19 protein-coding genes and 2 pseudogenes are annotated in these 19016 nt (G+C 68.9%); 6 read left to right on the top strand and 15 right to left on the bottom strand.

Annotated features, from left to right (window positions below):
* Position 1: 1 nt before the first annotated feature.
* Positions 2-856: a glycosyltransferase family 2 protein gene (locus IE136_RS15485; RefSeq protein ID WP_189600634.1), complete on the bottom strand. Its 855-nt coding sequence runs from the start codon at positions 854-856 to the stop codon at positions 2-4.
* Between the two features lie 366 nt (positions 857-1222).
* Between IE136_RS15485 and IE136_RS15490 the strand changes: the two genes are divergently transcribed.
* Positions 1223-1891 carry an FkbM family methyltransferase gene (locus tag IE136_RS15490; protein ID WP_158993503.1) on the top strand — a complete coding sequence of 223 codons (669 nt, stop codon included), beginning with the start codon at positions 1223-1225 and terminating at the stop codon, positions 1889-1891.
* A gap of 239 nt (positions 1892-2130) precedes the next feature.
* On the opposite strand, the gene IE136_RS15495 is transcribed toward IE136_RS15490, so the two are convergent.
* From IE136_RS15495 to IE136_RS15530, 8 genes are all read right to left on the bottom strand, one after another.
* Complete coding sequence (locus tag IE136_RS15495; protein ID WP_189600635.1) at positions 2131-2733, bottom strand: arsenate-mycothiol transferase ArsC; 603 nt, start codon at positions 2731-2733, stop codon at positions 2131-2133.
* Positions 2709-3647: a GDP-L-fucose synthase family protein gene (locus IE136_RS15500; RefSeq protein WP_158993499.1), complete on the bottom strand. Its 939-nt coding sequence runs from the start codon at positions 3645-3647 to the stop codon at positions 2709-2711. Before IE136_RS15500 ends, IE136_RS15495 begins: the two co-directional genes overlap by 25 nt.
* Positions 3644-5095 (bottom strand): tyrosine-protein kinase domain-containing protein, encoded by a 1452-nt coding sequence (locus IE136_RS15505; RefSeq protein ID WP_158993497.1) that lies wholly within the window; start codon positions 5093-5095, stop codon positions 3644-3646. Before IE136_RS15505 ends, IE136_RS15500 begins: the two co-directional genes overlap by 4 nt.
* Positions 5096-5366: 271 nt before the next feature.
* Positions 5367-6179 (bottom strand): class I SAM-dependent methyltransferase, encoded by an 813-nt coding sequence (locus IE136_RS15510; RefSeq protein ID WP_229818867.1) that lies wholly within the window; start codon positions 6177-6179, stop codon positions 5367-5369.
* 114 nt (positions 6180-6293) lie between these two features.
* Positions 6294-7313, bottom strand: coding sequence for an LCP family protein (locus IE136_RS15515; RefSeq protein WP_189600636.1), 1020 nt, complete (start codon positions 7311-7313; stop codon positions 6294-6296).
* 383 nt (positions 7314-7696) lie between these two features.
* The gene (locus tag IE136_RS15520) at positions 7697-8479 is read right to left on the bottom strand and encodes a WecB/TagA/CpsF family glycosyltransferase (RefSeq protein WP_158993493.1); all 783 of its coding nucleotides are present in this window, start codon (positions 8477-8479) and stop codon (positions 7697-7699) included.
* Positions 8480-8496: 17 nt separating this feature from the next.
* Entirely contained in the window at positions 8497-9579 is a 1083-nt protein-coding gene (locus IE136_RS15525) for an MraY family glycosyltransferase (protein WP_158993491.1), read from the bottom strand.
* A gap of 12 nt (positions 9580-9591) precedes the next feature.
* Positions 9592-10590: an NAD-dependent epimerase/dehydratase family protein gene (locus IE136_RS15530; protein WP_158993489.1), complete on the bottom strand. Its 999-nt coding sequence runs from the start codon at positions 10588-10590 to the stop codon at positions 9592-9594.
* Between the two features lie 126 nt (positions 10591-10716).
* Between IE136_RS15530 and IE136_RS15535 the strand changes: the two genes are divergently transcribed.
* Both IE136_RS15535 and IE136_RS35625 read left to right on the top strand, forming a co-directional pair.
* A complete protein-coding gene (locus tag IE136_RS15535; protein ID WP_189600637.1) occupies positions 10717-11991 on the top strand; it encodes a nucleotide sugar dehydrogenase in 1275 nt (424 codons plus the stop codon).
* Positions 11992-12282: 291 nt separating this feature from the next.
* A complete protein-coding gene (locus IE136_RS35625) occupies positions 12283-12465 on the top strand; it encodes a hypothetical protein (protein ID WP_229818868.1) in 183 nt (60 codons plus the stop codon).
* A 155-nt stretch (positions 12466-12620) separates the two neighbouring features.
* Here IE136_RS35625 and IE136_RS35630 read toward each other — a convergent pair whose 3' ends face one another.
* From IE136_RS35630 to IE136_RS15570, 6 genes and pseudogenes are all read right to left on the bottom strand, one after another.
* A complete protein-coding gene (locus IE136_RS35630; protein WP_229818869.1) occupies positions 12621-13214 on the bottom strand; it encodes a hypothetical protein in 594 nt (197 codons plus the stop codon).
* A complete protein-coding gene (locus IE136_RS15550) occupies positions 13211-13408 on the bottom strand; it encodes a hypothetical protein (protein ID WP_189600638.1) in 198 nt (65 codons plus the stop codon). The genes IE136_RS35630 and IE136_RS15550 overlap by 4 nt, the downstream gene beginning before the upstream one ends.
* A 96-nt stretch (positions 13409-13504) precedes the next feature.
* Positions 13505-14353: pseudogene (locus IE136_RS15555) on the bottom strand (helix-turn-helix domain-containing protein).
* A gap of 19 nt (positions 14354-14372) precedes the next feature.
* A pseudogene (locus IE136_RS15560) lies at positions 14373-14645 on the bottom strand (DUF6879 family protein); the annotation flags it as partial.
* 199 nt (positions 14646-14844) lie between these two features.
* Complete coding sequence (locus IE136_RS15565; protein WP_189600639.1) at positions 14845-15228, bottom strand: hypothetical protein; 384 nt, start codon at positions 15226-15228, stop codon at positions 14845-14847.
* 380 nt (positions 15229-15608) lie between these two features.
* On the bottom strand, positions 15609-16289 hold the full coding sequence (locus IE136_RS15570) for a hypothetical protein (RefSeq protein ID WP_229818870.1): 681 nt from the start codon (positions 16287-16289) through the stop codon (positions 15609-15611).
* Positions 16290-16795: 506 nt separating this feature from the next.
* Between IE136_RS15570 and IE136_RS15575 the strand changes: the two genes are divergently transcribed.
* From IE136_RS15575 to IE136_RS15585, 3 genes are all read left to right on the top strand, one after another.
* Complete coding sequence (locus IE136_RS15575) at positions 16796-17302, top strand: toxin-antitoxin system HicB family antitoxin (protein WP_158993481.1); 507 nt, start codon at positions 16796-16798, stop codon at positions 17300-17302.
* Positions 17303-17575: 273 nt separating this feature from the next.
* The gene (locus IE136_RS15580; RefSeq protein ID WP_158993479.1) at positions 17576-18424 is read left to right on the top strand and encodes a DUF4097 family beta strand repeat-containing protein; all 849 of its coding nucleotides are present in this window, start codon (positions 17576-17578) and stop codon (positions 18422-18424) included.
* Between the two features lie 59 nt (positions 18425-18483).
* Positions 18484-19016: ABC transporter ATP-binding protein (locus tag IE136_RS15585; protein ID WP_189600640.1), on the top strand; the 533-nt coding region annotated here is incomplete at its 3' end.

Genomic DNA, 19016 nt, shown 5'->3' on the forward strand with positions numbered 1-19016 from the left:
ATCAACCCTCCGCGCAGGAGCGGCGGACTACGGCTCGCGCAGCCGCCTTCGCGTAAGGGGAGAACAGCAGAAACGGGGCCCACGGCCAGGCGTGCCGCAAGCAGTAGATCCACCATTGACGGGGCGGTAGTTCGCGCTGTGAGGTGACACGGCGCAGCGCCTCCCGCACCCCGATGCCCGGTTCACGGGAGCCGGTCAGGGGCGGGCCGTAGTCGCAGCTTCCGACGTGGCGGGGCGTCACATAGGCGGGGATGCCGGCTCTGCGGGCACGCAGTCCGTGGTCGTAGTCCCCCATGCCGTGGCGGAATACCTCGTCAATGTCCCCGACCTGTTCCCACACGGCGCGGGGCAAGAGCACCACGTTCCCGTTGTACGTGTCGCAGGGCTCGGGCCGCCCAGTGGGTTCGACCAGCGCGAGGGCCCGGCCTCGGCGACCGGAGTACGTTGTGCGGAGGCCGTCCAGCGCCCGTACGGCGCCGACGACAACCTTGCCGGACCCGACCGCGCGAGCGGTTTCGAGCAGTGTGGACAGGGCGTCGGCGTCCAGTTTCACATCGTCGTTGAGCCAGAGCTGGTAGTCCCATTCCGGCTCGTCGGCCCGTCGGCTCCCGCGGCTGGCGATGCGCATGCCGTGGCCCCAGTAGACATCACTGCCGACCGTCGTGACTTGTACTCCCGGGTGGGTGGCCCGGACCGCGCGGGGGGTACCGTCGGTACTGCCCGCGTCAACCAGATAAGTACGGACGGCCATGTCCTCCGGCACTCCGTGCTGTTCTGCGAGCGCGGCAAGCGCCGACATGGTCATTTCGCGTCGATTGTGGCTGGTCATCAACACGGCGATGCGGACTGACGGCACGGAACACTCCTCAACTCGCGCATCCCATCAGTACCAGACGAACGGTGCGTAAGTGTTGAACCGGGCCGGGCGCTGATCCGAGTCCGATGAACCGCGCCGCTTGCCGGGCCGATTCCGGTCGGAGCCGGGTGGTCGAGTCGGCGAGGCGCCCCGGCGACCTCATACGCCGACGGTGTGGACTCCCCCGTGGCAGCGTTCTTGTATACCCGGCGACTTCCGAACGCGGCTTAGGGTTCTGGTCATGACGGTCAATTCAGTGGCATTTCGCGCGCTCGGCACCGAGGTTCACAAGTATCCGGGTGCGCGGTGACGCGGAACGACGGACTACGTCGACCGTTGCCGAGAACTGCCATCGAAAGGGTCGCGGTGACACCTCTGGTCCGACGGATCAAACTTAAGGCGGCGGAGGTTGTCGTACCCCGGCTGACCCGGATTCTGCCTCGCGACGATCTGGAACGTCTGGGCAGTAATTACGGGGGCTGGTGGATCCCCACCAGCCTGATCGCCGAGGACTCGGTTGTCTACGCGGCAGGGGTCGGGGAGGACGCGAGCTTCGACCTCGCCCTCATTGAACGGTTCGGCTGCGAAGTATGGGCGATGGATCCCACGCCGCGCTCCATCGAGTACGCGAGTCGAATCACCGAACCGCGATGGCACTTCCTCCCTTTCGGGCTGTGGAAGGAGGACGCCCTTGTGCACTTCCACCCACCCGCCGACTCCGCGCACGTCTCCCATTCCGCGACGGAGGTCCGCGGCAGCGGTCCGGGGTTCGACGCCCAGTGCCATTCGCTGGCGACGTTCACCGAGAAGCTGGGGCACGACCATGTCGACCTGCTGAAGATGGATATCGAAGGTGCGGAGGGCGCGGTCCTGGACTGGATCGCGGCAGAGAGAATCCTGCCCCGGGTGCTCTGCGTGGAGTTCGACGCACCGGAGAATCCCTGGGTCCTGCGTCGGCGACTGGGCCGCCTTGAGGCAGTGGGCTACGTCGTCCGCCGAACAGAGGGCCGCAACTACACCCTGACACTGGGCTAGTTCAACAAGATCCAGCTACTGTCTATTCGGCCGGATCATCGGCAGGCAGTCGCCTCCATCCGGCCCGGACCGGGCAGCGGCCGAAAGGCGTCAGCGTTAACAGCTCGCTGCCCGGCGGGGGTAGACCAGTACCGCCGTCGGGCTCGCCATCTCCCTCGCCGGCTCTGGCGCCTGCACCCTGTCTTGTCGAGGCCGACCTGTCCCCGTCCCTGCGTCGACCGCTCCTTCGGGTGAAAAGCTCAGCACTCGGTCCGCTGTGCGCGCCCCCGCTCCCGCAGCAGCGCGGCCAGGGTCGCGGCCGCCTCGTCGATTTCCTGCCCGCAGGCCAGCAGTACGTCGTACGGAGCTCCGCAGGGATCGGTGATCCCGTCCTCGGCCCGCGAGACCGGCGCCAAGCTGCCGCGCGCGGCCGCTGCCCGGGAGATCACTTCGCGGGGCGGTGCCACGTCCCCGTGGGCGGACTCCGATCTCCACACCGGTTCGCCGCCCCCCCTGCTCAGCCGCAGGAACTCCCTGACCGTGAAGCACTTGCGCAGAGCAACGGGCCACAACCGTACCGCCGTCTCCCGGTGCTCCCGATCAAGACCCAGTACGAGATCGGCCTCCGACACCAGTTCCGGCATCAGCCTCCGGGACGTGAACCCCGCACCGTCTCCGCCCAGTTGTTCCAACACTGAACGGGTCGCCGGATGCATGCCCATAATGTGCTGGGCCATAGTGCCCGCACTGCCCACCCGTGCTTCCGGGAGCCTGGCCGCCAGCAGTCGCTCAGCCAGCGGGGAGCGGTGCACATTGCCGGTGCAGATGAAGAGGACGGTCAGCCGAGCCGCGACAGCAGCCATGCGTAGGTCTCTTCGATTCCCTCGCGCAGTCCGGTCTTCGGTTTCCAGCCCAGGGAATTGATCAAAGTGGTGTCGAGCAGTTTGCGCGGGGTGCCGTCCGGCTTGGAACTGTCCCAGTCGATCGTTCCGCGATAGCCGACCACTTCAGCCACCAGCCGGGCCAGTTCACTCAGCTCCAGGTCCTCGCCGGTGCCGACGTTGACGGGCTGCCCGCCGTCGTACACCTCCAGCAGGAACAGACAGGCCCGGGCCAGGTCGTCGGTGTGCAGGAACTCCCGGCGGGGGGTGCCGGTCCCCCAGTGGGTGAGCCGGCGCTCGCCGCGTACGTGTGCCTCGTGCGTACGGCGCAGCATGGCCGGCAGGACGTGGCAGGTGCGCGGGTCGATGTTGTCGCCCGGCCCGTACAGGTTGGTGGGCATCGCCGAGATGTACGGGAGCCCGTACTGCCTTCGCAGCGCCTGGACGTGAATGATCCCGGCGATCTTGGCGATGGCGTAGGCGTCGTTGGTGGGCTCCAGCGGGCCGGTGAGCAGGGCGCTTTCCGGGATCGGCTGCGGGGTGTGCTTAGGGTAGATGCAACTGGAGCCGAGCAGCAGCAGTCGTTCGACGCCGTACTCGCGCGCGGCGTCGAGGACATTGAGCTGGATCCGGAGATTGTCGGAGAGGAACTCCACCGGCTGGGCCGCGTTGGCCGCGATGCCGCCGACGCGGGCGGCGGCCAGGACGACGGTGTGGGGATGCTCGGCGGCGTACAGGGCGCGTACCGCTTCCCGGTCGCGCAGGTCGAGCTCGCGGGAGCTGCGTACGAGGAGATCGGTGAAGCCCTCTGCGACCAGATGCCGTACGACGGCGGAGCCGACAAGGCCCTGGTGCCCGGCGACATGGACCCTGGCCGAGCGGTCGAGGCGCGTCATTTGGTCTCACCGCGCAGCAGTGCCGCCCCGCGGGACAGTACCGACCCAGTGCGCGGACGCGGGGGCATGGGAGCCGGGGTCGGCCACGCGGCCGACGAGTCTCCGTAGCCGTATCCATATGCGGCGTACCTCGGCATCGGGCTCATGCTGAAGACCGCGCCGAGGGTCCGCACTCCCAGCGTGTGCAGGGCTTCAGCGGCCGCCCTGACCCGATCGCCCGGGGTCTTTCCGGCCCGTACGACCAGGAGTGCGCCGTGGGCGAAGGTAGCGAGCCCCGCCGTGTCGGCGACGGGCAGCAGCGGGGCGGTGTCGACGATCACGGCCTCGTAGTCGGCGGCGAGGTCGCGCAGCAACTCCGCCATCCGCTCGGAGGCGAGCAGCTCGGTAGGGTTGGGCGGCAGGGGACCGCTGGTCAGGACGGACAGCCCGCCTGCGCTCTGCATCACGTCCCCGATCCGCGCCTGGCCGATCAGCACGTTGGTCAGTCCGGCGTCCCGGACGAGCCCGAAGGCGTGGGCCACGGCGGGGCTGCGCAGATCGGCGTCGACGAGGCAGGTGGAGATACCGCCTTCGGTGAGCGAGAAGGCGAGGTTGACCGCAGTGCTGGTCTTGCCCTCGCCCGGCAGCGAACTGGTGACGACGATGATCCGGGGCCGCTCGCCGATCTGAGCGAACTGCAGGTTTGTCCGCAGATGGCGGTAGGCCTCGGCCCGTGCCGAGTGCGCCGCGGCACCGGAGGCCAGCGGCTGCTGCGGGCTCTCCTTGTCGAACGGAATGGAGCTGAGTACGGGAAGGCTCGTGAGAGCGGTCACGGCGTCCGCGGTCTTGAGGGTTGTATCGAGGGTCTCCCGGAGGACGGCGGCGCCTGCCCCCAGCAGCAGCCCGGCGAGCAGGCCCGCGGCGAGGTTGAGAGCGGGGCGCGGGCTGACCGGGGCGGAGGGGGCCGAGGCGGTCTGGGTGACGCTCAGCTTCACCGGGGACTTGGCCGCAGAGGCGGGGGGTGCGGGATCGAGGCTCTCCAGACGCTCAACGACGTCGCTGAAGCGGTAGGCAACGGCGTTGGCGATGTCCGCCGCGCGACGCCGCTCGGTGTCGCTGACCGTGATGTTGATCAATACGGTACCGATCGGGGCTTCCGCGGTGATCCGGCCGGCGAGTTCGTCCGGCTTGGTGTCAAGGCCGAGGGAGGAGACGACGTGCCGGGTGACCTGACGGCTAGTCACGATGGATGCGTACGACTGGACCCGGGCCAGTGAGAAGCTGTTGCCCTGCTGGAGCTCCATGGTGTCGCCACCGGACTGTGCGGAGACGAACAACTGGGCGCGCGCCTGGTAGACGGGCGTCGACAGGGTGGTGGCGCCCCAGCCGGCCGCAACGCCCACCAGAATGCAGGCGAGGACGGCGGGCCAGCTCCGAGCCAGCGCTTTCAGGATGGTGCGGAGTTCCAAGCTGTACACCTCATCCAGTCATTTAAGACAGCGCCCGGCCAGATTGGACGTATTCGCGCTGCTTGTCCGTCAATGATGCAAGTCTGATCGAAAAATTCTGCGTGTTGCCATCCCGGACCAGCGCTGATTGCCAGTCACAAGCACCGCGAGACGATCCTGTCCGTCTGGCGCACACGTGGACGTGGGCGTCGCTGCTGATGTTCCTGCCAGCGGCTGCGCGGGCGTTCATGCCTCGTGACGAAAGCGCCCTCCTCGGAAGGCCGGCGCCTTCTCAGCGACGGTTCCGGGCCAGGATCCCAAAGGTGTTCGGTGGGCCGAGCCTGTCTCCGACTGCTTGCAGCAGCCCGGACTGAGTAGACCAGTAGCGCTGCAGCTCTACCTTCTCGAAGGCGGGTTCCAGGAGCGCGCACAATGCCTGTTCGTCGAGCCCGTTGCGTACGACGTGGTACTCCACCATGTCGGCTTCATTGGTCTCGTCGTAGACGCCGCGCAGCCGACGCATCCGGGTGGCCAGACCTCGGCGAACTTCGCCTTGGCCGAGTCTCCAGAGCAAGTACGCATTGCGGTCAAGGCTCATGGACGTCCGAGACCGCCGTGGATACCAGAGCGGGTCCTGGATGCTGAAGAACCCGCCACCGGGCTGGATGCGCTCTACGAGCCGCTTTACCGTCTCAAGATAGTCCGGAATATGGTGCAGTACGGAGATGCACACAGCAGCTCCGAGCGGACTCCCGTTGCGATCCGCTTGCCCGTCGCCGTCGAAGGTCACAGTGACCTTCGGATTGTTTCGGAAGCGGCTCCGGAGCACCATCACACTTGGCATGCTCATCTCCGTCACCTCAACGTCGGCGCCGGCCGCCACCACGTGATCGGTAAAGGTGCCGTGCCCGGCGCCGAGTTCCAAAACGTGGCATGTGCCGTTCCGCTCGATGACATCACTTACCACGGCGTGCACGCCCGCGATCACACGCTCGCGGACGCTGTGATGACGGATGTGCGGTGAACCCTTCGCGTAGTCGTGGCCGGCATCATGCCCGTGCTCTTGAAGCGTCCCCATGGAGGGATTCGCTGGAATGACTGTCATGCGGGGGAAGGTATGCGTTGCACGTTCCGTCTTCCGGAATTCGGGGCGGGAGAGCTGAGAGTTCATGCGTTTGGCCTCCGCGCACCGTCGGCTGATGATCCCCAGACCCCACCTCTATGAGGGCTCTTCCTGCGTCTTGTCGTACGCGTTGTACAGGCGTGTCGGAAGCGGCCTGTCCTCACGCAGAGCCTTGAAGAGCTTCTCCGCCTGGTCCTCGACCATCATGTAACCGTCCTCGTATCGGGGGTTACAGGGAATCGTGACCAGCGACGTCCGCTTCGCGGGGATGTTACGGGCCCCTTCCACCAGGTCGTACAGCTCACCGAGCGAGTCGAGCCCGGGGTCGGCGACCAGCGAGGACGTGACCGCTCTCAACACCGGATACAGGCGCGTCGGGTTGGCGAGCGTGCCGCTGCCGCGCACTTCCCGCAACAGATCGTCGATGAACTCCTTCTGGCGCTCGATGCGCTGCAGATCGCTACCGTCACCGACGCCCGTTCGCGCGCGTACGAACACGAGCGCCTGGTCGCCGCGGAGCAGTTGTCTGCCCGGGCTGAGCACAACGGTGGAGTCCGGAACGGTCATGGGTTCGTGGACCTCGACCTCCACGCCTCCGACCGCGTCCACGACCTTCTCGAAGCCGGTGAAGTCGATGACGAGATGGTGGTCGACGCGGACGCCGGTGAGCTTCTCGAAGGCGCGGATCGCGCAGGCAGCCCCGCCGAACTGGAAGGCCAAGTTGAACTGCGCGTACTGCGCCCGGCTGCGCGTCCCGTCGGGCCGCAGACAGCTGGGGATATCGACCATCACGTCGCGCGGCACGCTCACCAGCGAGGCGCTGCGGCGGTCTGCCGAGAGATGGAACAGGATCGTCGTGTCGCTGCGCTCGCCGCCGTAGTTGCCCTCCCGGTCGGAGCCGAGAAGCAGGATGTTCTCGGCTCCGTGCGCAACGGCCCGAGGACGGGAGCCGTGGTCGGTCGCGAGCGTGCGGGCGGTCTTCTGGTCCGTACGGATATTGCTGTCGAGGCGTTGATAGAGGAACCAGCCGACGCTGCCTGTGACGACCAGGAGAAGGGCCGCGCCGAGGCCGACGACGCAGAGGAAGCGTTTGAAGCGTAGATCACGTACTGCCATGGAAGAGCCTTCCTCTCCACGGGCCACTCTGGGGGCCATTCCCTCGATGTGTAACTCATTGCGTCCGTACGGCAGGGGCGCCGCAGGCCGGCCAAGCAGCTCGGTTGAGCCAGGGCCGGTCAGCCCATACCGCTCGCGCACACCTGCCAGTTCGGCGTCCGTGACCGCGTCCCGGGGCTGCGGCCGGCGCGGCAGCGGTCTGTTCGCTCATCAGGCCGCGCGGTGGCGGCCGAGCATGGGCTGGGCGGAAGTGCCGGCACCGGCGTTGCCCGCGAAGTTCATGACGGTAGTGCCGCAGTGGTCGCCGAGCACCTGCGGCAGAACCGTCCAGGCAGGGTCGATGCCCAGGCGCTACAGGGCACTGCGCAAGCGGTGAAGGAAAGTCACTTTCGTGCTCCTTTGTATGCTGCCCAGAGGAAACGGGGATGCCCCCACAGCACCCGGCGCCACAGCCGACGTGGTTCGCTGCAGAGTCGGAAGAGCCATTCCAGGCCGTGTCGCTGCATCCACAGCGGGGCCTGCGGCTTGTTGCCGGAAACGAAGTCGAAGGCGGCGCCGACGGCGGCGAACACCGCGGGGTGCGCGGTGGCCAGCCGGGCGGCCTCGTAGTCCTGTCTGGGGGTGCCGAGGCCGAGCCAGACGATCTGGGCGCCGCTGTCTCGGATCCGTTCCAGCTGCGACTGTCGCTCGGCGTCGGTCGGTTCGCGGAAGGGCGGTGACTCGATGCCTACGATCCGGGCCCGCGGGAAACGGGCCCGCAGTTCGGAGGCCAGCCGTTCCAGTACCGCTGGGGTGGAGCCGAGGAGGTAATGACGCATGCCCACGTCCTGGCCGTCACGGAAGACGTCCAGAAAGAGGTCGGGGCCGTACACGCGCGTCGGCGGCACGGAGCGGCTTCGGTGGGCGATCCGGTTGGCCCAGACCACCCCTTGCCCGTCGGGGAGATTGAGGGTCGCAGTCCGCAGCGCCTGTGCCAGTCGCGCATCCCGGTCGGCGAGGGCAAGGGTGTACGCGTTGCAGAGGTGGATGTCGGCCGCCACGCCTTCTGCGGCGAGACGGATCACCGCTGCGGCCGCGGCGTCCGGAGTCACTGCGGCCACGGGAACTCCGGCACATAGGACGGTGGGCAGGCCGGTGGACACGTCCGTGCGCGCGGTGGCCGGCACGCGCACGTCCTTGGCCGTCATCCGCGTGCCGCATCGATAGCCCCGGCCACACGGGGGCTGTCAACAGTCCGGCGGTCCCGGCGCCTGGGCCGGCCGATCCGGCCGGGCTCGTACACAGGCACCCTGAGCATGCTGCGGCAGGCCAGCACCGCGCCGCCCGCCACCGGCAGCACGGCGGAGGGCGGCAGCCAGGCGTGGTAGATCAGCAGCCCGATGAGCGTCCCGACGAACGCGATGACGCCCAGTACCACAGCCGTTCCGGGCACCGTCAGGCCGAGCCGCCGCAGCCGGTGCGCAATGTGGTCGGTGCCGCCGAGCAGCAGCGGGCGGCCCTGCCGGTGACGGGAGACGAGAACGAGCGCGGTGTCGGCGGTGACGATGAGGGTGAAGGCGAGCAGTGCGCCCGCGGTGCGGGCCGGGGTGTGGCTGGTGTGCAGCAGTACAGCGGCGGAGGACAGCACGAAACCGGTGAACAGCGAGCCGCAGTCACCGAGGAAGATCCGGGCGGGATGCCAGTTGTGCAGCAGGAAGCCGCTGAGGGCGGCGGCCAGTACACAGAGCAGGAGGGCGAGGCCGGTACGGCCCTCGGTGATCGCGCAGATGGCGAGCCCCAGCGCGACGAGGGCCGCGACTGTCCCCATCACACCGTCGGAGTTGTCCAGCAGGTTGAAAGCATTGGTGACGAAGACGATCCACAGCACGGCGAGGGCTCCGGTCACCAACCCCAGTCCGCTGCTGTACGCGACGGTCCCCGCGGCACCCGTCTCGACGACGAGTCGCGCCCGGGGTCCCAGCGGCCGCAAGTCGTCGACCAACCCGAGCACGGCGACGGCGGCTCCGGCCATGAGCAGCGTGCCGACCTCCCGGCCCACCAGCGCCTGTCCGGTCCAAGGCCCCGAGGAGGCCGCGCCGAGGGTCCCCACGACCACTGCGACCCCGCCGAGGTGGGGGATGGGCCGAGTGTGCGCCTTGTGGCCGGCGGGACGGTCGAGGAGGCCGGCACAGGAGTGTCCCCACCGCAGCGCGAGGGCACGCAGGAGTCCGGTCAGTACGGCGGTGAGCAGCAGGGCGGCCGCTGCGGCCGCCAGCGTGTAGGGCACGTGAAGGTCCTCTCAGGCCAGGATCAGGCCGGCACCGCTGCGCTCGACGCGCGCCTCGGCGATGGTCGCGTCGAGAATGTCGTCGAGGGTGTGCTGCGGCCGCCAGCCGGTCAGGGCACGAATCCGCTCAGTGTCGGGCAGTCGGCGCTCCATGTCCTCGAAGCCCTCGCCGTACGCCTGGTGGTACGGGACGAGCCGGATCTCGGAGTCGCTGGCGCTGCGTGCGATGACGCGGGCGGCCAGTCCGGCAATGGTGGTCTCTTCGTTCGTACCGATGTTGAAGACCTTGCCGACCGCGTCCGGATGGGCGAGAAGCCGCAGCAGGGCGTCGACGACGTCGGCGACGTGCGCGAAGCAGCGGCGCTGCTTGCCGTCGCCGTGCACGGTGAGCGGTTCGCCGTGCACGGCCTGGCGTACCAGTCGGGGCACGACCATCCCGTACGCAGGGCTCTGCCGCGGTCCGACCGTATTGAACAGCCGCACCACGATCGTCGGCAGGTTCAGTTCGCGGTGATAGGCGAAGGCGAGGATCTCGTCGACGGCTTTGGCAGTGGAGTACGACCAGCGCGCCACGCTCGTACTGCCCAGGATCCGTTCGGCGTTCTCGGCGAGCGGTCCCGAGGAGTTCTTGCCGTAGATCTCCGAGGTGGAGGCGAGGAGCACTTTGCGGCGGTAACGGTGAGCCGCCTCGATGACCGTCTCGGTGCCGGAGATGTTGGTGGTGAAGGACTGCAGCGGCCGCTCCACGATCAGCCGGACGCCGACGGCTGCGGCGAGATGGATCACCGTGTCGCACTGCCGGACCAGTTCGTCCACGAGCAACCGGTCGAGCACAGAGCCGTGGACGAAGCGAAAGCATGGATTCTGTCGGGCATGGTCCAGGTTCTCCTCACGGCCGGTGGTGAGGTTGTCGAGGACGACGACTGTATGGCCCTGTGCAAGCAGGGCGTCGGTGAGATGTGAGCCGACGAAGCCGGCACCGCCGGTGACCAAATACGTCGTGGGATTCATACGCCGCCTGTCCGGTTGCGGTATCCGAGTGACGCCAAAGCGGCATCTGGCATATTACACAGGAAAAGTAGCCTGTTATATCCCAATGTTGAGCGAACAACACGGCTCACATCGGAGATATCACGCATGGGATCAACAGCCCCACAGAACATCGTTCTGGTGATCGGGTTGGGATACGTCGGACTCCCGCTGGCGGTGCGCGCAGCGGAGTCGGGTTTCCGGGTAACCGGCCTGGACAGCGACGAGCAGCGCGTCAAACGGCTGGAGGCTGCCGACTCGTATATCGAGGACATCCCGAACGAACGACTACTACCGCTGCTCGACTCCGACCAGTTGAGCGTCACCACCGATTACGCGGACGCGGCCGGCTTCGACGTCTGCGTGATCAGCGTGCCAACCCCGCTGCGCGACGGCATCCCGGACCTGCGGTGCGTTGAGAGCGCGGGCCGGTCGATCGCCCCGCTGCTGCGCCCCGGCGCCGTCGTGGTGCTGGAGTCGACGACGTACCCCGGCACCACCGAGGAGATCCTCCTGCCGATCCTCGAGGCGGGCAGCGGGCTGCGGGCCGGCGAAGAATTCCGGCTCGGGTACAGCCCGGAACGTATCGACCCGGGCAACACCCAGTGGCATCTGGAGAACACCCCCAAGGTCGTCTCCGGCATCGACGACGACTCCCTCGAAGCGATCACGGAGTTCTACGACCGGATTGTGACCCGGACCGTGCCGGTCTCCTCCCCGCGCACCGCCGAGTTGACCAAGCTGCTGGAGAACACCTTCCGGCAGGTGAACATCGCGCTCGTCAACGAACTCGCGATGTGCGCCCGGCCCCTCGGTGTCGACATCTGGGAGGCGGTGGACGCGGCCGCCACCAAGCCCTTCGGCTACATGCCCTTCACCCCGGGACCCGGGGTGGGCGGTCATTGCCTGCCGGTGGATCCCTCATATCTCTCCTGGCAGGTAAGGCGGAAGCTCCAGCATGACGTGCGCTTCGTCTCCCTTGCCCACGAGATCAACGAGCACATGCCCGAGTACGTGGTACGGCGCGTCGAGGGCGGCCTGGCCGGACTCGGACGGCCGCTGGCCGACGCACGGGTGCTGGTGTTGGGGCTTGCGTACAAGAAGAACACCGGAGACGTACGGGAGTCTCCTGCCACCATTGTCGCCGAACTGCTGATGGCACGCGGCGCGCGGGTACGAGCCGTGGAGCCGCACGCCGATCCACAATTGCTGCCGTCCGGGGTGCTGTGCGTGGAGCTGACCGAGGCGGAGATCGCGGCTACCGACGCGGTCGTAGTCCTGACCGACCACGACGACCTCGACTACGGTCTGGTGGAGCGCCATGCTAAGTATGTCTTCGACGCCCGCAACCGCTGCCGGGGAGACCGAATCGACCGCTTGTAACCGGCCACCGGCGGCATGAGAGGCCCGGCAGGCGTAGTCCAGCGAGCTGTATTTCGTCAACGCCTCTGCTTCTCGATGACGACGGGCAGGGGCGGAGTCTCCGCCTCCTCCTTCCTCCCTTCGGCGAACTGATCGGCGAGCTTTTCCGGGCACTGGAAGGCCATCCGACCCCCAAGACCCCGGCAAGCCGGACCTGGGCGAATAGGAACTAAAGTCAAGCTGTGCCTGACGCCCACAAACGCGCCATGGGCGAACCCGAGCACCCAGTTCGGGCCCCTGCGGAACTTCGTCATGCGCGCCTGCCTCGAACCTCCCAACCACATCGTGCTCGCCCGCAGACTCCAGGACTGCCTGCGGTGGCGCAACGCCAACGTCCGCCCTCCCGACGTCCTGGCCGCCCAACGCCGCGAACGCGCCAAGGTCCGTCGCAAACGCCAGCAACGCTGGAGCCGCCCACGGCCCAAAGCCGCCTGATCAAACCCCGGCGAGCGTTCGCGGCCAACGCACTAGCGGTGGTTTGTTGACGGCGGGTCAGGCTCGTGGTAGGCGGGTAGCAGCAGGAGTTCGTTCTCCTCGGCGGCGAGAAGGCCCTGGTGCGCGGCCCAGAGCACGCCGGCGCAATCGGCGGCCTAGCGGCGGCGGGTGGACAGCTCGTAAGCGACGTCGGCGATGGCCGAGACGATCTCCTGAACGACCGGCTCGGCCCAGGCGTAGCGCTGGGGGTCGATGGCGGCGAAGGGGCGGACGAGCGCGAGGGCACGGCGCAGGGCGAGCTCGCCGTCTCCGTCGTGGCGGGCGAGGCCGATGCGGGCAAGGGACTGGAAGTTCCGCCAGTCGCAGGTGACGGCCGGGGCGAGGCGGTAGCGGCTGTCGCCGGTGTCCTGGACCCGCGGGAAGTAGGCATCTCCGTCGGCGTTCTTGGGCGCAGCGGGCGGTGCCCTCGAGCGGGGCGGCGAGACGACGGTCGGCGTCGTCCAGGATGTACTCGGCGAGCGCGCGGGCGGCGCGGCGCGCGGGCAGGCGGCCGGCGGCCGGCGTACGTCGTGGGCCACAGAGCGGGCGGCGCCGGTGAACAGGAGGGCGATCTGCTGGTAGTCCGCGGCTTGGAGGCTGGGGTCGCCCTTCCACGCCAGGACGGCTTTGACGAGGCACTGGTGGGTGGTGCGGTCGAGCGGGAGCTCGGCCTCTATGCGTCCGTCGGGGTCGTACAGCACCGTCGTCATCGGTTCCTCGTTGCGTCATGGCGGTCGGTGGGGGCGGTGTCGGTCTGGGTGGTGCGTGCGAGGAACCGCGCGAATCCACGGTCGGCGCGGGCCACCAGGGCTGGGGACGGGACGCCGTAGCCGGGCTGGTGGAGGCCGCGGCTGCCCGCCGGGGCGGTGGCCGTCATGGTGGTGGCGTGGGTGCGTGCGCGCATGGGGTCCGGCCTCCCGGTGGCTGGTGGCGTCGGTGATTCGACGCTATGGGCGGGCGAGGATGGGGCTCAACGAAGTTGCGGAGAATTGCGCGGCCTTCACTCCAGGGCGTCGATCGCGGCCCGGATGCGGGCGCGGGCGGCGTCGCCGTGGACGGCGAGCTTGGCGAGGGCGGTGAACGCACGGGCGTAGTCGGCGAGCTCGCGGGGTTGGCGGACGTTGATGGACGCGGTCAGCGTCTCCACGACGGTGCACTGGTCGTCGTAGAGGTAGAACGCCTCCAGCGGCCACACGGTGCGCGGGACTTCGAGCGGGATGATGCCGAGGGAGACGGAAGGCAGCGGCATCACGGTAAGCAGGTGGGCGAGCTGGCCGGTCATCGTCTCGGCGGTGCCGCTCCGGGTGCGCAGCACCCACTCCTCGATGAGGACGACGAAGCGGTGGCCGCCCTCGTACAGGTAGCGGGAGCGGGCCAGGCGGGCGGCGACGGTCTCGGTGATGTCGTCGGGGGTGCCCTGGAAGTCGGTGATGGAGCGCATCAGGGCTTCGGCCTAGCCGGCGGTCTGGAAGAAGCCGGGGATGACGTTGGAGGTGTAGGCGCGGCACACCTGCGCTTCGGCGGTACGGGCGAGGACCTCATCCTGGGCCCGGCGCATGCCGGAGCGGTGCAGGCGGCGCCAGTCCTCGCACATCGACTCCACCGCGCGGGCGGTGGCGATGAGGTCGGCGGCCTGGGCCTGGGCGTGGCAGGCGTCGCACCAGGCGCGCAGGTCGGTGTCGGAGGGCGCGGCCTTGGCGTTGAGGATGCGGGAGGTCTTTGCCGGGTCCCAGCCGCACCGGGCGGACAGCACACGCCCGTTGATGCCGGCGTCCTTCATCAGGTGCTTCAGGCGCCGCGCGAGGGCTTCGCGAACTGCCTGTGCGCTGGACGATGGGGAGGCGGGCATGTGCTGTCCGGGCCGGGGGTCAGACGGTGTACTTCTCGTGCGGGATCGCCCGCTCCCAGACCTTCTCGAACGCGGCCGCGCACAGGGCGGCCACCGTCGGGTCGTCGGTGCGCTCCTTGGCGTTCTCGGCCCAGTCGCCGGTGCCGGTGAAGTGGTGGAACTGCACGATGCGGCCGTCCAGGAGCCAGAAGTCGTTCCCCGGCAGGGCGATGTCGGAGGCGTGGCGGCGGGGCGGCCAGCGGACCTGTTCGCCGGCCTGAAGGTTCACTGTGGTGATGGCGTGCGGAGCACGCCCAGGACCCGCCTGCCCTGCAGAAGAGCTTCCAGCGCCTCACCCCCTTGCCCCGAACACCGCGCCATCGTCATCGTCGTCGACGACTTCCGGCACCGTCCGCGGCTCATCCGCGGGGCATGGGCCACCCACTGCCGGCACACCTGCCCCACCACCACTAATGTCGCGCTCTGCCGGCCGAGGGGCTTCGGAAGGACGGTCACGACAAGTGGAGTGCCACCCCGCACAGGCCGAGGCCGCTCTGCGCTGCGGCGCGCCAGACCCGCAGGGGCCCGTCCAGGACACTCTCCTCGCCCTTCGAGTAGTGCAGCCAGTCCTGGGCGTCTGCGAGGGCGCGCTCCACGGTGCCGAAGGACAGGGCGTGCTCCACGCGCGGGAGGTACGTGCGGACTTCTGCGGAGGTGAGGAGGAAGTTGCCGCACCAGCCCGGCAGGAGAGCCGCCCGGTCGGGTCCGAGAGCGTGGAAGAGGGAGGCGACTGCGTACTGCTTGGAGTGGACGGAGATGAACATCCCGTCGAGGCTTTGCCCCTGCCAGACGTCGTCGACGATGTGGAAGGCCGGGTCAGCGGTGCCATCGCACACCTCGTCGACGTGACGGCCCGGCGCTGTGAGCTCACGGAACGACTCGACCGCAGCGGCGCGAGCCGCCCTGGAAGGCGGGGTGCCGGCAAAGGCGTACCAGGTCCGATGGTCAGGGAAGGGTGTTCGGCACCACTCCTGCCACCGGCGTCGGGCGTCTGGCTCGGCGCAGTCCGCTCGCATGGCAGGCAGCAGCCGAGGTGCCAGGCTGGCGATGACGCTGTCTGTGTGGCTGGTGATCGCCCAAGCGCTCGTGAAGCCCATGGGTACGACGCTATCGCCGAGAACCGACAGGGCAGCTGCCCGGTGGCCACCACAAGACCAGCGCCCGTGAAACGTGCTCACGGGGCCGCCACGACGGCAGCGCCTGCAACGCCGGCCCCCTACTGCATCGGCGGAGCCGGGTGATGGCCCTGTCGACTTGACGGTACGACTGGCGTAGGCAGGTCGAGAACGCGGGCGAGGGCGGCAACGACGGAGTGGGAGTGGTCGGGCAGCTGCCTGGAGGCCCATTCGGCTGTCAGCGCGAGGAAGTCGGCCAGGTCGCGCTCGACACCGCCCAGCAGACGGCGAAGCTCGATGGCCGGCAACTCGATCACTGGGCTGTCGCTCTGCTCGACGTCGATGACCAGTCGGACGGTGTCACCAAAGAGCTCCGCCCCCGGGTCGGGGTCATGGCCGAAGAAGACCGGTCCACTACCGTCCAAGACCGTGCTCCAGTCACGCCAGTTCTCCAGCCCGTTGCAGCAGCCGGGAAGGAGTGTGACGCCTGTGGAGCTGTCCGTGACTCGCAGTCCGCCGGCCGCGAAGAGGCTGTCGAACGTGAGCAGTCCGTGAAGGAACGATCCGAGCCGGTCAGCCGGCCGGGGCGGACGGTCGTCCCCCGCGTTGGGATCGGGGTCGATGTCGTTGCATTCGGCGATCCGCCTCACCGCTGTCCCAACCTCGGCAGAGGTGAGCCCACCGCTGAGTGCGAGATACCCGAACGGCTGACCCTCGGCGACGGGCCAGAAGGCGAAACCGTCCGAAGCGTATGTCTCCAGGACGGGCTGCATCACGATCACACAGCAGAGTGTCCCGCATCCCTTCAGAACCGCCTCCCGATCAGGTCGGCGTCCTCGCCGCCGCCACAACCGAACAGCGAGGGAACCGGGTACGTCGGAGGGAGGTACTTCCCGGCGCGCCTCCACATGCACGCCGACCACGCGTGGCAGCCGGCCGCCCCCGGCTCAAAGGCGGAGCAGGCCGGGGTGCAACCGCCCGTCGGCTCCCGGCGTGCCCGGCACCATCGTCATACGCCCGACCACACGCCACGGCACCGGCCGGCCGGCTGCTCACGGCCGTCGCTTGCCCCGGCGGGGCGGTACCGATCGGGGGCACTCATGGCGTCGGGTGGCGCGGGTTGGCGTCAGCGGGAGCGGTTGGCGTTTACGGGAGCGGGTTGGCGCCATCGGCGCGTCAGCGGGTGCGGATGGGTTTTCGCAGGTCAGAGTCGACATAAGGGAATGAGCGTGCGGCGATGGCGAGTTGCGGCTTGCAGGTGGAGCCACAGTGGTGCCATGATGGCGTCATGGACCTCACTCCGTATGTCGACACCCTCCGCCGCGAGCTCGCGGTAGCCGCCGAGGCCGGCGGTGACGAAGCCCGGGAGCTGGCGGAGCGGCTTACCGCTCCGTTGGAGTCGGCGGCCCGGCTGACCATGCTCAATGTGCTCTCCGCCGCGACGGCCGAGATCACCCGGGAGCTCGCCCCCGGCTCGGTCGACGTACGACTGCGCGGGCTCGATCCCGACTTCGTGGTGACGCCGGCGTCCGCCGCGGAGCCGGCCGTGCCCCCCGCCGAACCGCTCCAGGCCCCCGCCCCGCCCGAGGGTGACGAGGGTGGCACCGCGCGCGTCAATCTGCGGCTGCCGGCCCATCTGAAGGCCCGTGCCGAGGAGGCCGCGGCCCGTGAGGGGCTGTCGGTCAACGCGTGGCTGGTGCGTGCGGTGTCGGCCGCGGTCGACGGTGGGGCCCGGCCGCGTACGGCGCAGAAGACCCAGGCCCTCGGGCAGAGCTTCACGGGCTGGGTGCGCTAGGTCGTGTCCGGAACGTAGCGCCGTCTGCCCGCAGGGCAGGGCCCGCGGCGTCCGGTGCGTGCGATCGCAAGGCGGAGGGTCGCCCTCGTACCGGGCGTACTCGGGTGATCCCGACAACGCGGCGAGCGTGCGTGCCAGGCGTCGCTGGCCAGGCGTCGCGGGCCAGGCGGGACTTCACGGAAACGGCCTAGCCGCGCCTGGGCCCGCACCACTTCCACCCCATCACGTCCCACCAGCGGGGACGTCTCGAAGACTCAAGAGGACGGGACAGCCATGCCTTCTTTCGACACTCCCGAACCGATCTCGGTCACCGCGCGCGTGGAGGCCGGTTCCCTCCAGTTCACCGCAGGCGACCGCCTCGACACCGTCGTGGAGGTGCGGCCCCGCGACGCGAAGAAGGACCAGGACGTGCGGTCGGCGGACCAGACCGAGGTCACCTACGCGAGCGGTGTGCTGAATGTCAGGACACCCAAGCCGAATCTGCTGGGCCTGGGCCGCACCGGCACCGTCGATGTGACGGTCGAACTGCCCGCGGGCTCGGACGTCGACGCGAGCGGCGCCTGGGTCCAGGTGCTCGGTGAGGGCCGGCTCGGCGAGGTCCGGGTGAAGACCTCCTCCGGCGACGTCCGCCTGGACGCGACCGGTCCACTGAAGCTGACCGCGTCGCACGGTTCGATCACCGTGGACCGTATCGAGGGCATGGCGGAGATCACCACCAGCTCCGGCAGCATGCGCGTCGGCCTCGTCGACGGCCCCGCCGTCCTCAAGAATTCGCACGGCACCACGACCGTCGGCGCCGCGACCGGCGAGCTGCGGGTCAGCGGCGCCAACGGCGACATCGAGATCCGGCGTGCCGAGGACTCGGTCACCGCCACCACCGCCCACGGCACCCTGCGCGTGGGCGAGATGGCCCGCGGTACCGCCCAGCTGGAGACCTCCTACGGCGCCATCGAGGTCGGAGTACGCGAGGGCACGGCCGCCTGGCTCGACATCAGCTCGGGCGCCGGCCAGGTGCGCAATGCGCTCACCTCGTCCCAGACCCCGGAGAAGACCGAGGACACCGTCAAGATCCGGGCCCGCACCCGGTACGGCAACATCGACATCCGCCGCGCCCGTCCCTGACCGCTCCCCCAGCCACTTCACCCCCTTTCGAACGGGAGGGCTCCATGCCCTTGTCTGTCATGCCCACGTCCAGGCGCGGGAACGGTCCGCAGTCGCCCGCCGCCGTCTCCGCCGTCTCTCTGCGCAAGTCCTACGGCGACAAGACCGTCCTCGACGGCATCGATCTGCGCATCCCGGCCGGGTCCGTGTTCGCGCTGCTCGGCCCGAACGGCGCCGGCAAGACCACCGCCGTCAAGATCCTCTCCACTCTCATCACCGCCGACGGCGGGCAGGCACAGGTCGCGGGCCACGACCTCGCCACCTCACCGGACGCCGTGCGGGCCGCGATCGGTGTCACCGGGCAGTTCTCCGCCGTCGACGGACTGATCACCGGCGAGGAGAACATGCTCCTCATGGCCGACCTGCACCACCTGTCCAAGCGCGAGGGACGGCGGGTCGCCACCGAACTCCTCACCCGCTTCGACCTGGCCGACGCCGCGAAGAAGCCCGCCTCCACCTACTCCGGCGGCATGAAGCGCCGCCTCGACATCGCCATGACCCTGGTCGGCAACCCCCAGATCATCTTCCTCGACGAACCCACCACCGGACTCGA

Origin of the sequence: Streptomyces lateritius (assembly GCF_014649715.1) — a bacterium.
Lineage (GTDB): Bacteria > Actinomycetota > Actinomycetes > Streptomycetales > Streptomycetaceae > Streptomyces > Streptomyces lateritius.

Excerpts from the sequence above, each read along its gene's own strand:
- IE136_RS15495 (WP_189600635.1), bottom strand. The coding sequence starts at position 2,733 with ATGGCTGCTGTCGCGGCTCGGCTGACCGTCCTCTTCATCTGCACCGGC.
- IE136_RS15500 (WP_158993499.1), bottom strand. The coding sequence starts at position 3,647 with ATGACGCGCCTCGACCGCTCGGCCAGGGTCCATGTCGCCGGGCACCAG.
- IE136_RS15510 (WP_229818867.1), bottom strand. The coding sequence starts at position 6,179 with ATGACAGTCATTCCAGCGAATCCCTCCATGGGGACGCTTCAAGAGCAC.
- IE136_RS15515 (WP_189600636.1), bottom strand. The coding sequence starts at position 7,313 with ATGGCAGTACGTGATCTACGCTTCAAACGCTTCCTCTGCGTCGTCGGC.
- IE136_RS15530 (WP_158993489.1), bottom strand. The coding sequence starts at position 10,590 with ATGAATCCCACGACGTATTTGGTCACCGGCGGTGCCGGCTTCGTCGGC.
- IE136_RS15535 (WP_189600637.1), top strand. The coding sequence starts at position 10,717 with ATGGGATCAACAGCCCCACAGAACATCGTTCTGGTGATCGGGTTGGGA.
- IE136_RS35625 (WP_229818868.1), top strand. The coding sequence starts at position 12,283 with ATGCGCGCCTGCCTCGAACCTCCCAACCACATCGTGCTCGCCCGCAGA.
- IE136_RS35630 (WP_229818869.1), bottom strand. The coding sequence starts at position 13,214 with ATGACGACGGTGCTGTACGACCCCGACGGACGCATAGAGGCCGAGCTC.
- IE136_RS15550 (WP_189600638.1), bottom strand. The coding sequence starts at position 13,408 with ATGCGCGCACGCACCCACGCCACCACCATGACGGCCACCGCCCCGGCG.
- IE136_RS15575 (WP_158993481.1), top strand. The coding sequence starts at position 16,796 with ATGGACCTCACTCCGTATGTCGACACCCTCCGCCGCGAGCTCGCGGTA.
- IE136_RS15580 (WP_158993479.1), top strand. The coding sequence starts at position 17,576 with ATGCCTTCTTTCGACACTCCCGAACCGATCTCGGTCACCGCGCGCGTG.